Here is a 14,827-nt window from a genome sequence, read left to right as displayed (position 1 = left end):
TTTTTGTATTAAAAACCACACTATTTCCCAAAATGCATTCATTTTTTTATTGTCATTTTTTTGTATTTCCATAAGCTTTTGATATAAAACCTTTCATTTTCTTATGGATTTTACTATGCATTTTTGCCTTAAAACCCTATTGCCTATAAGGCTTTTAGAGTTTTGGCGGACGGACTAGGTATTTTAATGCAAAAGATCAAAAAATATAATCAGATAATTTCTGCTGCAAAAGTAGGTATGAGTGTAAAAACGGCACGTAAGTATTTACGTATTAATAAGTATCCAAGCGAATTACGCACAATACGTAAATATAGCAGGAGTTTCGCACTTAGCAAAGTTGCGAATCAGTTAAAAGCCATCTGATATTGTTTTGAATTGATGTTTTTATAACTTCCCAAGTTTGTTGATATAAAGTAATGTTTTCATTTATCCTCCTTTTATTCATATCAAGCCAGGCAAATACTGCAAGGCAAATATGATTTCTTTGAGCTCGGCCCGTGCGTGCCTGACAGCGTTCAATACCACAAGTTTGTTTTAATTCTCGATGATAAACCTCTATAGACCAACGTGCCTTAACAATTTTCTCTATTTGCTCACGTGTGGGATTTTCCAAGTTCGTTGTTATGTAATCAATGCGACCATTCTTTGCCACAAACTTAAATACCGTAACCCAACCGTATCCACGTAGGTGAATTTTTAGCCCCTCATCGGGTATCTCTAAACTTTCCAAGCTAACATTATGATTAACTTTTCTATTTTTCCTTAGGGTGGTAACCCATAGCCAGCCTAAATTACGTATATGTTTTAAATTCTCCAACCCGCTATACCAAGCATCCATGACTATGGCATCAGGATTGAGACCTCTTTCTTTAGCTAAAGTAAGCATATCACAAAAATGCTCATTCTTTGTTTTACCATCAGTGTCTTTATCATATATTCTATAATCTACGGGAGTAGATTGAGCAATTTTAGTATTGTAATGTAGTAAGTTTACCATTCCTATACCAGGTATAACATCATGTACAGCTCCAGAATATTGATAACGTACAAGCTCAATCTTCTGACTGTATTGCTTTGATAATAAGGTGTCATCCCCCACTAATAAACACGGTGCTTCCCAATCTATATATTTTGACACTTCCTTATAGATTTCGCTAGGACGAAAATCCTTACTCTTTAACCATCGACTTGCACTATCGTGAGATAGATCTACTGGACTCACTTCAGATAATGCCTTGCTAGTATATCTGACACTACTTGCTTGTAAAAATGATTTATATAAGTCCTTGCTACATTTTGTTCTTGTCATTTTTATCTAAAACTATTTTTCTCTAGATTAACATACTTTTTGCTAAGTGCGAAACTCCTGTATAGGACACGTAAGGATCCATTTGTGAAGCACTGGGATGAAATAGAATCAATGCTAGAATCAGCACCGGAGTTGCAAGCAACTACCATATTAGCATATTTGACAGAAAAGTATCATGGGAATTATAATGGGAAGCAATTACGCTGTTTGCAGAAAAGGTTGAAACAATGGAGAGCTGCACATGGTAAGGATAAGACAGTAATCTTTTTACAAAATATTCTTCCTTTCCTGGCAAACAGAGTCAGTCTGATTGGACCAATATGAATCAATTGGGTATTTGTATTGGTGGGCAACCATATCCTCACTTACTATTTCATTTTATGTTGCCTTATTCATGTTGGGAAACTTTTAGCATATGCCATAGTGAAAGTTTTGATACATTAGCATCAGGGTTTGAAAAAGCTGTATGGGAGTTAGGTGGAGTTTTACCAGAGCATCGTACAGATAATTTAAGTGCAGCTACCAAGCAATGTGGTAATAGTAGACAATTTACAGAAAGATGGCAAGAATTGCTTGGGAGTCTTTTGCAATGATTGTGTAAATTTTTGTTGAGCCTATATTAGAAGTAATTAAAAATATAGGTAACAGAAATGCAAATAGAGAAGAATAAAAAAATAAATGAAGCAATAGATTTGCTGATAGAAGGCGGAGTAGATTTAAAAACAGTACTAAGTCAGAATGGATTAATTAAGGAATTAACCAAGGGTATTTTAGAGCGAGCACTGCATGCTGAGATGTCAGAACATTTAGGTTATAGCAAGTATGATAGAGCTGAAACTGAGAATGCGAGGAATGGTAGTTTTAGTAAGAATCTGATTAGTGAGAATGGTACTATAGAGATAAATGTTCCAAGAGACAGACAAGGTAAATTTGAACCTATAATAGTCTCAAAGAAACAAACAAGAATAGATGGCTTAGACCAAAAGATAATATCCTTATATGCGAAGGGTATGAGTGTGTCTGATATTAAAACACAATTGCAAGAATTATATGGAGCTGAGATCAGTGAGAGCCTAATCAGCAGGATTACAGATGAAGTAATAGATGAGGTCAAGATTTGGCAGAGTAGACCTCTTGAATCAGTATACCCTATAGTATATTTTGACTGTTTAGTAGTGAAAGTAAGACAAGATAAACTTATTATTAATAAATCAGTATATGTAGCTTTAGGAATAGATTTATCTGGCAGAAAGGATATTTTAGGCTTATGGATAAGTGAGAATGAAGGAGCTAAATTTTGGCTTGGTAATTTTACTGAAATGAAGAATCGAGGAGTAAAAGATATCTTAATTGCTTGTAGTGATAATCTAACTGGTATGTCTGATGCTATTGCATCAGTATATCCGAAAACTGAACATCAAATTTGTATTGTCCATCAGATCAGGAATAGCCTCAAATATGTATCATATAAAGATAGAAAGCAATTAGCAGCGGATTTGAAACTAATCTATACTTCTGCTACTGAAAAAGAAGCAGAATTAGCTCTTGAGTCATTTGATCAAAAATGGAGTAAGCAATATCCGCATATAGCTAAATCTTGGTATAATAATTGGGATAATTTGATAATTTTCTTGCAATATCCAAAGGAGATTCGTAAGATTATTTACACTACAAATGCGATAGAATCGCTGAATAGCCAATTGAGAAAAGTTACTAAGAATAAACGCATCTTTCCAAATGATGACGCAGTATTTAAAGTTTTATATCTGACAATTGATTATATTACCAAAAAATGGTCTATGCCTATCCCCAATTGGAATGAAGCTATGGCTCATTTTATGATCAAATTTGATGGTAGAATTTAATCTCTCAGGGTTTAATTCCCCGAAGCTCTGCTTCGTGATATCATAAGAAACAACTAAAACTTTTTTAGATACCTCGTAGCTCTGCTGCGAGGAGCATCATTTAAATATAGATATATCATGGCTCATTTAACGATAGATGAAAGATTTAAAATATACGAAATGAATAAGAGTGGTTATAGCTCGCGATATATAGGGACAAAGATTGGCCGTGATAAAAGCACTATATGTTATGAACTCAAGAGAATGAGGCATAATTATAGACCAGATAGGGCTAACACACTTGCTTGCAGTTTAAGGCAAGGTAAGAGAAAAAGAAAATTAGATATTGATAATAATTTACGAGCAGAAATAATAAAGCAGTTAACACAGGGTATTTCACCAGATATAATTTCAGGTAGACGTAAACTATCACGAGATACTGTCAATATTTCTACAGAGAGTATATACCAGTTTATTTATACATCTCCTATAGCACAAAGGCAAAAATTATATTTATCTTTAGCAAGAAAAAGGAAAAATAGGTTGCATCATGGTACAAGAATCAGAAACAAAAGAATTACAATACCAAATCGAGTTTCCATTACTGAAAGACCAGAGATAAATAGAAAGATAGCAGCAATAGGTCATTTAGAAGGTGATTTAACTTTTAACAAAGGTAATCAAAGTCGTAATATAGGCGCTCTTGTGGATATCAGAACACAAAAAGTGTTTCTCACTTTAAACCGTTCAAAAAGAACACAAGATGTGATTGGTAACATGAATAAAAAACTTAAACAATTGTCGCATATAATCAAAAGCATAACGTTAGATAATGGCAAAGAATTTACCAATCATGAACAACTATTGCCAAAATCTGAACGAAAAGTATATTTTTGCAATCCTTATTCTCCATGGCAAAAACCATTGATAGAGAAGATTAACTCAATGGTGCACAGAGTATACTCTAAATCTTTAGATATAAAAAAATTAACAATAAAGCAATTACAAGAAATTGAGGATTTTTTAAATAATTTACCAAGAAAAGTGCTCGGTTATAAAACACCCAATGAGGTATGGGAAGAAAATATAAATCTGGCTTAATTAATACTGGAATTTACCCTCTACAAATCTTATTTATGCAACAAAGCCCTGCTGCGTAATGCGTAAGGTGAGTAATTTATCACTTTTTTAATTATAGCATAAGTTTTGGTTTGTTGGATACCTGATTTTGTTAATTATTACTTGCTTTGCATTACAAATTTTTATTTAATTATTGTAATATATGTCGAGTGGTTTTGACATAGTCTTAATTTTATTAGTACTAAAAAATGAAATTTTATCAAACAGTAAGTTATTATAAGATAGGGTTACGAATTATAATATTGGTATTTTTATCAATATTACACGTTGATACACTAGTAATGGCTTCAGATCATGACGATGGTTATGTGACAGTAACAAGCAAAAAGAGCAAAAGAAAACAGGGAACACTAGATCAAAAAGTAGCAAAGTCACAAGTAAGCGTTGATGTTCAAATACAAGCGATGCAGGCTCAAAATAAAGTTCAAGCAGATGCAGTAGCTGAACAGCAAAAACTACAAGCAGAACGTGAAGCTAATGAAAGAGCTGAACAGCAAAAACTACAAGCAGAACGTGAAGCTAATGAAAGAGCTGAACAGCAAAAACTGCAAGCAGAATGTGAAGCTAATGAAAGAGCTGAACAGCAAAAACTGCAAGCAGAACGTGAAGCTAATGAAAGAGCTGAACAGCAAAAACTGCAAGCAGAACGTGAAGCTAATGAAAGAGCTGAACAGCAAAAACTGCAAGCAGAACGTGAAGCTAATGAAAGAGCTGAACAGCAAAAACTGCAAGCAGAACGTGAAGCTAATGAAAGAGCTGAACAGCAAAAACTACAAGCAGAACGTGAAGCTAATGAAAGAGCTGAACAGCAAAAACTGCAAGCAGAACGTGAAGCTAATGAAAGAGCTGAACAGCAAAAACTGCAAGCAGAACGTGAAGCTAATGAAAGAGCTGAACAGCAAAAACTGCAAGCAGAACGTGAAGCTAATGAAAGAGCTGAACAGCAAAAACTGCAAGCAGAGTATCAGCAATGTCAAACTAACTCAATAAGAGTAGACGAGGAATATGTTAAAAAACCTGAGTCACAACAATTAGCTGAGGCAATCAATAATATGATCGTTGGACATACGGAAAATGCTTTTGTATCGGCAGCGCAAAAAGAAGTGATCCGAGAAAAATCTACACTTGTTATAAAAAATCCTGAAAAATATGCGGTAGAACTGGCTCAAGAATTAGTAAAGAATAAAGCTGAACTAAAAGAAGTGATTAAAATAGCTAATTATGATGCTTTTGTAGTGGGTAAAACACAACAAGAGCAAGCTTTATTATTTGCAACAAATTTAGCTCAGGTTGCACCTGATAATATAAAAAAAGTAGTAGAGCATTTAACCGAGCAAGGAACAAGAGCGGTTAATGTAGCAAATATGATGTATAAAGTAGTCACTTCTAACATTAATAATCACCTATCAGGTGGTACTATGGTAGCAGTTGCAGCGGGTGATCAAGAAAGCCCTATAGTTACTAAAAAAGGATTATGGGTTATCGGTACTTTTGGTTCAAGTAATCAAGATGCACATCAAGGTAATCCTAGCTATAAAGGCACTGTATCCGGCGGTATTATCGGTGGTGATATTTATATCGGGGAAAATAGTCTTGTCGGTATTGCATATAGCCGTATGAACGCTGACTTTAGGTTTAAAGATCCAAGCACTGGTGATAAACTGTCGGCAGAAAGCGATATTATTTCTCTATACGGCCAACAACAATTTAGTATCGGTCTTATATTACAAGAAATATTTTCAGCAAGTAACAGTAAAATTAACACCAAGAATTTAAGACAAGTTGGACCTAATAGGTATAAGACTGCTAGCGGTAAATATACAAGCAAAGCTTACGGTTTTGAGGGTAATATCGGTTATCAATTCTCTGTCATGGACGGTATAAATTTAATGCCTAATATTGGTATTAGATATAATACGTATAAAGATACTTCTTATATCGAAACCGGTACAGGCGTGAATAATATGTATATCGCAGGTACGTCGGGTAACTTAACTACCGGTATTCTAGGTATAAAAATAACTACTCCTAAGAGAGTATCAAACGATGCTCAAATAGTACCGGGATTACATGCTTCCATAGAAAATAGTTTGAGCAATAAGCAACCTAAGGTGAAAGCTAGATTTATTTGGGCAGATAATTACTTTGAGAAGACTACAAGCAATAGCACACCAAAAGTCAGCTATACTGTAGGTGCAAATTTACTTGCATCTTATAAGAATATTGAGCTACTTGCAACGTATCACTGTAATTTACGTAACAAATATACTAGTCATCAAGGTTCATTAAAGTTAAAGATATTGTTCTAATAATGTAAATCTTTAGACCTGAAGTTTTGACAAAACTTCAGTTAGACGGGTTATTGAAAAAATGGCTAGGTTGGCGTCGGTTACAATTGAAAATTCAAGGACTAAGGAGAACAAAACCTGGCTCTGTTTCATCAATTGTGTAAATTTCGTGAGCCATTAAATCCTACCATCAAATTTGATCATAAAATGAGCCATAGCTTCATTCCAGTTGGGGATAGGCATAGACCATTTTTTGGTAATATAATCAATTGTCAGATATAAAACCTTAAATACTGCGTCATCATTTGGAAAGATGCGTTTATTCTTAGTAACTTTTCTCAATTGGCTATTCAGCGATTCTATCGCATTTGTAGTGTAAATAATCTTACGAATCTCCTTTGGATATTGCAAGAAAATTATCAAATTATCCCAATTATTATACCAAGATTTAGCTATATACGGATATTGCTTACTCCATTTTTGATCAAATGACTCAAGAGCTAATTCTGCTTCTTTTTCAGTAGCAGAAGTATAGATTAGTTTCAAATCCGCGAGTCTTTTGCAATGATTGTGTAAATTTTTGTTGAGCCTATATTAGAAGTAATTAAAAATATAGGTAGTCCGTCCGCCAAAACTCTACAAGCCTTATAGATAATATGGTTTTAAGACAAGAAGTAATACAACAATCCGTAAGAAAATGATAAAATATGGTCATAAACCTTATGGATTTCAGTCAATGCCAATAGACAACATTATCAAATCGCAAGAACAAGGGAAACTGTTTGGTTATAAATTAAAAGAAGAATTAAACCCAAATAATAAGCTATATAAATTAAGAGAATTAATAAATTGGTCTAGGCTCGAAGAGTGGTTATCAAAAAATGTTTGTATTAAGAAATTTGGTAGAAATAGAAAATGTCATAGAGTGATGCTTGGCATAACGATGCTACAAGCAATGTATAATTTTTCAGATTCATTATCAGAGGAAGAGCTAAAAGAGAATATGTATTGGCAGTATTTCTGCGGGTGGGAATATATAGAAAAAGACATAGCTATCTCGGAAACTAGTATACGACGGTTTCGTAGTGTATTAGGTGAAGCTGGATATAATGAGATATTATCGGAGTTGATCAGGGTTGGGATAAAAACTAACACAATTAAAAAAAAAGATTTGGAATTAATCATCGCTGATACGACTGTACAAATTAAGAATATCAAACACCCACACGATGTTTATTTAATGGATAAAGCTAGGCTTAGCATAGTAAAGCTTTGCAACAGTTTGGGTATACATTTGAATGAAACATACGCTAGAACCTATAAACGCGATATAGTAAAGCTATGGAAATATAAAGAACATAGTAAAGCCAAGAAGCGTTGGAAAATAATGAAGCATTTAAAAATATTACTGGGTCGTTTGATTAGAGTATGTGAGCGTGAGATCAAAAATAAGCAATTAAACTTGTCTCTCAAAAATCAAGAAGTATTGCAAAAAATAAAACAAATACATAACCAATCTGTTTTAAAAAGAGAAGCTAAAAAGCAATATAAAGAAGATAACAAAGTATTATATAGTTTTCATGCCCCTGAAGTAGAGTGTATAGGAAAGGGAAAACGCAACAAGCCATATGAGTTTGGCAATAAAGTAGCGGTAGTAGTAAGTGGTCGTAGAAATTTTGTTTTATCCGCAAAATCGTTTCATAATAATCCTTATGATGGTCATACATTGCATCAGAGCTTTGAAGCAGTAGAGAGTGTCACTGGAATCAAGATAAAGAAATCATTTGTTGATCTTGGGTATAGTGGTAGCAATGTAAAGGAGAAGAGTAAGGTATATACCCCAAAAACGCGGAAGAAGTTGTTACAAGAGGACAAGTCTATGATCAAGAGACGCAGTGCCATAGAACCAATAATAGGTCACTTAAAGCAATATGGTCGGATGGGTAGAAACTTCTTGAAAGGTATGATAGGAGATATTATCAATCCAATAATCTCTGCTATTGGTTTGAATTTACGATGCATTGCAAATCATTTACAAATCGTGTCTAACTCCACATAAATCAAAAATATCATCATGCAAAAACTAGATGAACGATAAAAAATCGTTAACAATAGCTCCATATCAAAATTAGACCAACACAGAAATGTATCAGTAAAAATTAACATAACTTATTAATTTTTATTGAAAATCTTAGCAATTTGTTGTCAAAACTCTATCCCATTACAAATGATCAGGATTTGAAGTGTTTTTGGCGGATAGACTAGGTAACAGAAATGCAAATAGAGAAGAATAAAAAAATAAATGAAGCAATAGATTTGCTGATAAAAGGCGGAGTAGATTTAAAAACAGTACTAAGTCAGAATGGATTAATCTCTCAGGGTTTAATTCCCCGAAGCTCTGCTTCGTGATATCATAAGAAACAACTAAAACTTTTTTAGATACCTCGTAGCTCTGCTGCGAGGAGCATCATTTAAGGAATTAACCAAGGGTATTTTAGAGCGAGCACTGCATGCTGAGATGTCAGAACATTTAGGTTATAGCAAGTATGATAGAGCTGAAACTGAGAATGCGAGGAATGGTAGTTTTAGTAAGAATCTGATTAGTGAGAATGGTACTATAGAGCTAAATGTTCCAAGAGACAGACAAGGTAAATTTGAACCTATAATAGTCTCAAAGAAACAAACAAGAATAGATGGCTTAGACCAAAAGATAATATCCTTATATGCGAAGGGTATGAGTGTGTCTGATATTAAAACACAATTGCAAGAATTATATGGAGCTGAGATCAGTGAGAGCCTAATCAGCAGGATTACAGATGAAGTAATAGATGAGGTCAAGATTTGGCAGAGTAGACCGCTTGAATCAGTATACCCTATAGTATATTTTGACTGTTTAGTAGTGAAAGTAAGACAAGATAAACTTATTATTAATAAATCAGTATATGTAGCTTTAGGAATAGATTTATCTGGCAGAAAGGATATTTTAGGCTTATGGATAAGTGAGAATGAAGGAGCTAAATTTTGGCTTGGTAATTTTACTGAGATGAAAAATAGAGGAGTAAAAGATATCTTAATTGCTTGTAGTGATAATCTAACTGGTATGTCTGATGCTATTGCATCAGTATACCCGAAAACTGAACATCAAATTTGTATTGTCCATCAGATCAGGAATAGCCTCAAATATGTATCATATAAAGATAGAAAGCAATTAGCAGCGGATTTGAAACTAATCTATACTTCTGCTACTGAAAAAGAAGCAGAATTAGCTCTTGAGTCATTTGATCAAAAATGGAGTAAGCAATATCCGCATATAGCTAAATCTTGGTATAATAATTGGGATAATTTGATAATTTTCTTGCAATATCCAAAGGAGATTCGTAAGATTATTTACACTACAAATGCGATAGAATCGCTGAATAGCCAATTGAGAAAAGTTACTAAGAATAAACGCATCTTTCCAAATGATGACGCAGTATTTAAGGTTTTATATCTGACAATTGATTATATTACCAAAAAATGGTCTATGCCTATCCCCAAATTGGAATGAAGCTATGGCTCATTTTATGATCAAATTTGATGGTAGAATTTTGACTAACGAATATTAGAATTACCCTCAACGAACATTAAAATTACCTATAAAAAAGAAGTAACTATGGACAGTAAAATCGAATAAAAATTTATTTTTAAATATTTAAATATTATTCGAGAATTACTGATGACATGTACAAATAACCAAGTAGGTATTTTAATGCAAAAGATCAAAAAATATAATCAGATAATTTCTGCTGCAAAAGCAGGTATGAGTGTAAAAACGGCACGTAAGTATTTACGTATTAATAAGTATCCAAGCGAATTACGCACAATACGTAAATATAGGACACGTAAGGATCCATTTGTGAAGCACTGGGATGAAATAGAATCAATGCTAGAATCAGCACCGGAGTTGCAAGCAACTACCATATTAGCATATTTGACAGAAAAGTATCATGGGAATTATAATGGGAAGCAATTACGCTGTTTGCAGAAAAGGTTGATAGTGGACTAATGGTATGGACCTCCTGATATAGAGAATGAAAAGCAGTTGCTAATCTTCTAGGGTTAATATTTAACATATTAAAACAACAATTAAGGAGGTCCATATGGAGGTTACTACAATTGGTATAGATATTGCAAAAAGAATTTTTCAAATTCATGGTGTAGATAAAAATGGCAAGACAGTATTAAAGAAAAAATTGATGAGAGATCAGGTTTTGACATTTATGGCTAATTTACCACAATGTTTAGTAGGGATGGAAGCTTGTGGTGGTTCGGTAAATTCCAGTATTAATTAAGCCAGATTTATATTTTCTTCCCATACCTCATTGGGTGTTTTATAACCGAGCACTTTTCTTGGTAAATTATTTAAAAAATCCTCAATTTCTTGTAATTGCTTTATTGTTAATTTTTTTATATCTAAAGATTTAGAGTATACTCTGTGCACCATTGAGTTAATCTTCTCTATCAATGGTTTTTGCCATGGAGAATAAGGATTGCAAAAATATACTTTTCGTTCAGATTTTGGCAATAGTTGTTCATGATTGGTAAATTCTTTGCCATTATCTAACGTTATGCTTTTGATTATATGCGACAATTGTTTAAGTTTTTTATTCATGTTACCAATCACATCTTGTGTTCTTTTTGAACGGTTTAAAGTGAGAAACACTTTTTGTGTTCTGATATCCACAAGAGCGCCTATATTACGACTTTGATTACCTTTGTTAAAAGTTAAATCACCTTCTAAATGACCTATTGCTGCTATCTTTCTATTTATCTCTGGTCTTTCAGTAATGGAAACTCGATTTGGTATTGTAATTCTTTTGTTTCTGATTCTTGTACCATGATGCAACCTATTTTTCCTTTTTCTTGCTAAAGATAAATATAATTTTTGCCTTTGTGCTATAGGAGATGTATAAATAAACTGGTATATACTCTCTGTAGAAATATTGACAGTATCTCGTGATAGTTTACGTCTACCTGAAATTATATCTGGTGAAATACCCTGTGTTAACTGCTTTATTATTTCTGCTCGTAAATTATTATCAATATCTAATTTTCTTTTTCTCTTACCTTGCCTTAAACTGCAAGCAAGTGTGTTAGCCCTATCTGGTCTATAATTATGCCTCATTCTCTTGAGTTCATAACATATAGTGCTTTTATCACGGCCAATCTTTGTCCCTATATATCGCGAGCTATAACCACTCTTATTCATTTCGTATATTTTAAATCTTTCATCTATCGTTAAATGAGCCATGATATATCTATATTTAATTAAAAATTGATTATATCTGGCTTAATTAATTATAGAACTTTCCGTTCTAGTTATTGGGCAAGAGAAATAACTAAATTAGGGCATGAAGTAAAACTAATGGCACCGCAATTTGTCAAACCATATGTTAAAACTAATAAAAATGATCAAGCAGATGCTGAAGCGATATGTGAAGCCGTGACAAGACCTAATATGAGATTTGTTGCAATTAAAACTATAGAGCAACAAGAAATTTTATCAATACATAGGGTAAGAGAGAGATTGGTAAAAAATCGTACAGCACTTGCTAATGAAATTAGGGGGCTACTACATGAGTTTGGTTTTATTGTTCCTCAAGGCATTAATAAGGTTATCACAAAATTAATTGAGATTTTAGATGCAGGGAAATTAAGCCAGTTAAGTTATCAAACATTTAGTGAACTAAAAGAAGAATTCTTAGATAATAACAGAAAAATAAAAGAGATAGAAAAACGATTAACAATGATAGCAAGTAACCTAACTCAATATCAACGATTAAGAGCTATACCTGGTCTTGGTTTAATTACTGCTACTGCTTTAATAGCATCAATAGGTAATGCTACAAGTTTTGAGAATGGCAGGCAATTATCGGCATGGCTAGGATTAGTGCCAAGACAACATTCAAGTGGTGGGAAGGATAAGCTGCTGGGAATTAGCAAGCGAGGTGATGTATACTTACGCACTTTATTAATTCAAGGGGCTAGAGCTGTACTAAATGCCAAGATAAGATTTACATCGGAAGAACAGAAATCTAAAAAAGATTTTAGCCAATTTACGAAATGGATGTTTAATTTATCTGAGCGAAGTAGCCATAATAAAACGACAGTTGCCATAGCTAATAAGTTGGCAAGAGTGGTGTTTGCTGTACTAAGATCAGGAGATGATTATGTAGAGAGTAAAGTTTGTAGCTAAAGAGTGTGTAGCATAGCACTTATAAGTAAAATAAATGGTGATTTATATAATGAATAGGTAAAAGCAAAACAATATGTAAGAGATTCCAACCCGAAATATGCTTGAGATAATTAATATTGATGGTAAATAAGACAAACCTTAGCTTACAAAAAAACTGCGTTTTTCAGTGGCTCTTTTAGAAGCCGATGGACTGATAAGTATATAGTTTGTAAGCCAGCGAATTCCATCAGGGCTGTAGAATAAATTAGGTTGATTTATCAGCTATAAGCCGGATACATGACTGCATTTGTTTGTTTTTATTATTGATGTTATTTTTTTCTTGCATTCTACAGGAGGTCCATACATGAAAAATCAAGACAAAAAAATGAGTAGAGTCTTTTGCAATGATTGTGTAAATTTTTGTTGAGCCTATATTAGAAGTAATTAAAAATATAGGTAACAGAAATGCAAATAGAGAAGAATAAAAAAATAAATGAAGCAATAGATTTGCTGATAGAAGGTGGAGTAGATTTAAAAACAGTACTAAGTCAGAATGGATTAATTAAGGAATTAACCAAGGGTATTTTAGAGCGAGCACTGCATGCTGAGATGTCAGAACATTTAGGTTATAGCAAGTATGATAGAGCTGAAACTGAGAATGCGAGGAATGGTAGTTTTAGTAAGAATCTGATTAGTGAGAATGGTACTATAGAGCTAAATGTTCCAAGAGACAGACAAGGTAAATTTGAACCTATAATAGTCTCAAAGAAACAAACAAGAATAGATGGCTTAGACCAAAAGATAATATCCTTATATGCGAAGGGTATGAGTGTGTCTGATATTAAAACACAATTGCAAGAATTATATGGAGCTGAGATCAGTGAGAGCCTAATCAGCAGGATTACAGATGAAGTAATAGATGAGGTCAAGATTTGGCAGAGTAGACCTCTTGAATCAGTATACCCTATAGTATATTTTGACTGTTTAGTAGTGAAAGTAAGACAAGATAAACTTATTATTAATAAATCAGTATATGTAGCTTTAGGAATAGATTTATCTGGCAGAAAGGATATTTTAGGCTTATGGATAAGTGAGAATGAAGGGAAGTTCTATAATTAAATGATGCTCCTCGCAGCAGAGCTACGAGGAGCATCATTTAAATATAGATATATCATGGCTCATTTAACGATAGATGAAAGATTTAAAATATACGAAATGAATAAGAGTGGTTATAGCTCGCGATATATAGGGACAAAGATTGGCCGTGATAAAAGCACTATATGTTATGAACTCAAGAGAATGAGGCATAATTATAGACCAGATAGGGCTAACACACTTGCTTGCAGTTTAAGGCAAGGTAAGAGAAAAAGAAAATTAGATATTGATAATAATTTACGAGCAGAAATAATAAAGCAGTTAACACAGGGTATTTCACCAGATATAATTTCAGGTAGACGTAAACTATCACGAGATACTGTCAATATTTCTACAGAGAGTATATACCAGTTTATTTATACATCTCCTATAGCACAAAGGCAAAAATTATATTTATCTTTAGCAAGAAAAAGGAAAAATAGGTTGCATCATGGTACAAGAATCAGAAACAAAAGAATTACAATACCAAATCGAGTTTCCATTACTGAAAGACCAGAGATAAATAGAAAGATAGCAGCAATAGGTCATGTATAAGGTGATTTAACTTTTAACAAAGGTAATCAAAGTCGTAATATAGGCGCTCTTGTGGATATCAGAACACAAAAAGTGTTTCTCACGTTAAACCGTTCAAAAAGAACACAAGATGTGATTGGTAACATGAATAAAAAACTTAAACAATTGTCGCATATAATCAAAAGCATAACGTTAGATAATGGCAAAGAATTTACCAATCATGAACAACTATTGCCAAAATCTGAACGAAAAGTATATTTTTGCAATCCTTATTCTCCATGGCAAAAACCATTGATAGAGAAGATTAACTCAATGGTGCACAGAGTATACTCTAAATCTTTAGATATAAAAAAAATGATGCTCC

Annotated in this window: 11 protein-coding genes and 6 pseudogenes; 14 read left to right on the top strand and 3 right to left on the bottom strand. The window is 33.2% G+C overall.

All coding sequences use genetic code 11. The features are described from left to right. Window positions 1–162 precede the first annotated feature (162 nt). The gene (locus AAHI98_RS11780; protein ID WP_342225942.1) at window positions 163–363 is read left to right on the top strand and encodes a hypothetical protein; all 201 of its coding nucleotides are present in this window, start codon (window positions 163–165) and stop codon (window positions 361–363) included. On the opposite strand, the gene AAHI98_RS11775 is transcribed toward AAHI98_RS11780, so the two are convergent. Beyond that, the gene (locus AAHI98_RS11775; protein WP_342224659.1) at window positions 329–1,309 is read right to left on the bottom strand and encodes an IS701 family transposase; all 981 of its coding nucleotides are present in this window, start codon (window positions 1,307–1,309) and stop codon (window positions 329–331) included. The genes AAHI98_RS11780 and AAHI98_RS11775 overlap by 35 nt on opposite strands. A 39-nt stretch (window positions 1,310–1,348) precedes the next feature. Here AAHI98_RS11775 and AAHI98_RS11770 point away from each other — a divergent pair, with 39 nt between their 5' ends. The 5 genes from AAHI98_RS11770 to AAHI98_RS11750 all read left to right on the top strand — a co-directional run bounded on the left by AAHI98_RS11770 (window position 1,349) and on the right by AAHI98_RS11750 (window position 6,602). After that, on the top strand, window positions 1,349–1,633 hold the full coding sequence (locus AAHI98_RS11770; protein WP_342225941.1) for a hypothetical protein: 285 nt from the start codon (window positions 1,349–1,351) through the stop codon (window positions 1,631–1,633). Continuing rightward, window positions 1,630–1,902 carry a hypothetical protein gene (locus tag AAHI98_RS11765; RefSeq protein WP_342225940.1) on the top strand — a complete coding sequence of 91 codons (273 nt, stop codon included), beginning with the start codon at window positions 1,630–1,632 and terminating at the stop codon, window positions 1,900–1,902. The genes AAHI98_RS11770 and AAHI98_RS11765 overlap by 4 nt, the downstream gene beginning before the upstream one ends. Window positions 1,903–1,959: 57 nt before the next feature. Beyond that, the gene (locus tag AAHI98_RS11760; RefSeq protein ID WP_342224684.1) at window positions 1,960–3,174 is read left to right on the top strand and encodes an IS256 family transposase; all 1,215 of its coding nucleotides are present in this window, start codon (window positions 1,960–1,962) and stop codon (window positions 3,172–3,174) included. A gap of 117 nt (window positions 3,175–3,291) precedes the next feature. Continuing rightward, window positions 3,292–4,254, top strand: coding sequence for an IS30 family transposase (locus AAHI98_RS11755; protein ID WP_342224646.1), 963 nt, complete (start codon window positions 3,292–3,294; stop codon window positions 4,252–4,254). Between the two features lie 227 nt (window positions 4,255–4,481). Then, window positions 4,482–6,602, top strand: coding sequence for an autotransporter domain-containing protein (locus tag AAHI98_RS11750; RefSeq protein WP_342225939.1), 2,121 nt, complete (start codon window positions 4,482–4,484; stop codon window positions 6,600–6,602). Window positions 6,603–6,758: 156 nt separating this feature from the next. Here AAHI98_RS11750 and AAHI98_RS11745 read toward each other — a convergent pair. Next, window positions 6,759–7,133: pseudogene (locus tag AAHI98_RS11745) on the bottom strand (transposase); the annotation flags it as partial. 145 nt (window positions 7,134–7,278) lie between these two features. On the opposite strand from AAHI98_RS11745, the gene AAHI98_RS11740 reads away from it, so the two are divergent. The 5 genes and pseudogenes from AAHI98_RS11740 to AAHI98_RS11720 all read left to right on the top strand — a co-directional run. Continuing rightward, window positions 7,279–8,640, top strand: coding sequence for an IS5 family transposase (locus AAHI98_RS11740; protein WP_342224717.1), 1,362 nt, complete (start codon window positions 7,279–7,281; stop codon window positions 8,638–8,640). A gap of 215 nt (window positions 8,641–8,855) precedes the next feature. Continuing rightward, window positions 8,856–8,990 carry a hypothetical protein gene (locus tag AAHI98_RS11735; RefSeq protein WP_342224747.1) on the top strand — a complete coding sequence of 45 codons (135 nt, stop codon included), beginning with the start codon at window positions 8,856–8,858 and terminating at the stop codon, window positions 8,988–8,990. A 64-nt stretch (window positions 8,991–9,054) separates the two neighbouring features. After that, a pseudogene (locus AAHI98_RS11730) lies at window positions 9,055–10,186 on the top strand (IS256 family transposase); the annotation flags it as partial. A gap of 110 nt (window positions 10,187–10,296) precedes the next feature. Beyond that, entirely contained in the window at window positions 10,297–10,626 is a 330-nt protein-coding gene (locus AAHI98_RS11725; RefSeq protein WP_342224746.1) for a hypothetical protein, read from the top strand. 94 nt (window positions 10,627–10,720) lie between these two features. Further along, a pseudogene (locus AAHI98_RS11720) lies at window positions 10,721–10,891 on the top strand (IS110 family transposase); the annotation flags it as partial. A 17-nt stretch (window positions 10,892–10,908) separates the two neighbouring features. Here the strand turns inward: AAHI98_RS11720 and AAHI98_RS11715 are convergent. After that, the gene (locus tag AAHI98_RS11715) at window positions 10,909–11,871 is read right to left on the bottom strand and encodes an IS30 family transposase (RefSeq protein ID WP_342224646.1); all 963 of its coding nucleotides are present in this window, start codon (window positions 11,869–11,871) and stop codon (window positions 10,909–10,911) included. 69 nt (window positions 11,872–11,940) lie between these two features. On the opposite strand from AAHI98_RS11715, the pseudogene AAHI98_RS11710 reads away from it, so the two are divergent. The 3 pseudogenes from AAHI98_RS11710 to AAHI98_RS18710 all read left to right on the top strand — a co-directional run. After that, a pseudogene (locus AAHI98_RS11710) lies at window positions 11,941–12,816 on the top strand (IS110 family RNA-guided transposase); the annotation flags it as partial. 444 nt (window positions 12,817–13,260) lie between these two features. Then, window positions 13,261–13,908 (top strand): annotated as a pseudogene (locus AAHI98_RS11705) (IS256 family transposase); the annotation flags it as partial. Between the two features lie 60 nt (window positions 13,909–13,968). Then, window positions 13,969–14,826, top strand: a pseudogene (locus AAHI98_RS18710) (IS30 family transposase); the annotation flags it as partial. Window position 14,827 lies beyond the last annotated feature (1 nt).

The organism is Rickettsia endosymbiont of Urophora cardui, assembly GCF_964030725.1.
Lineage (GTDB): Bacteria > Pseudomonadota > Alphaproteobacteria > Rickettsiales > Rickettsiaceae > Rickettsia.
This window is presented reverse-complemented; position numbering and strand designations above follow the sequence as displayed.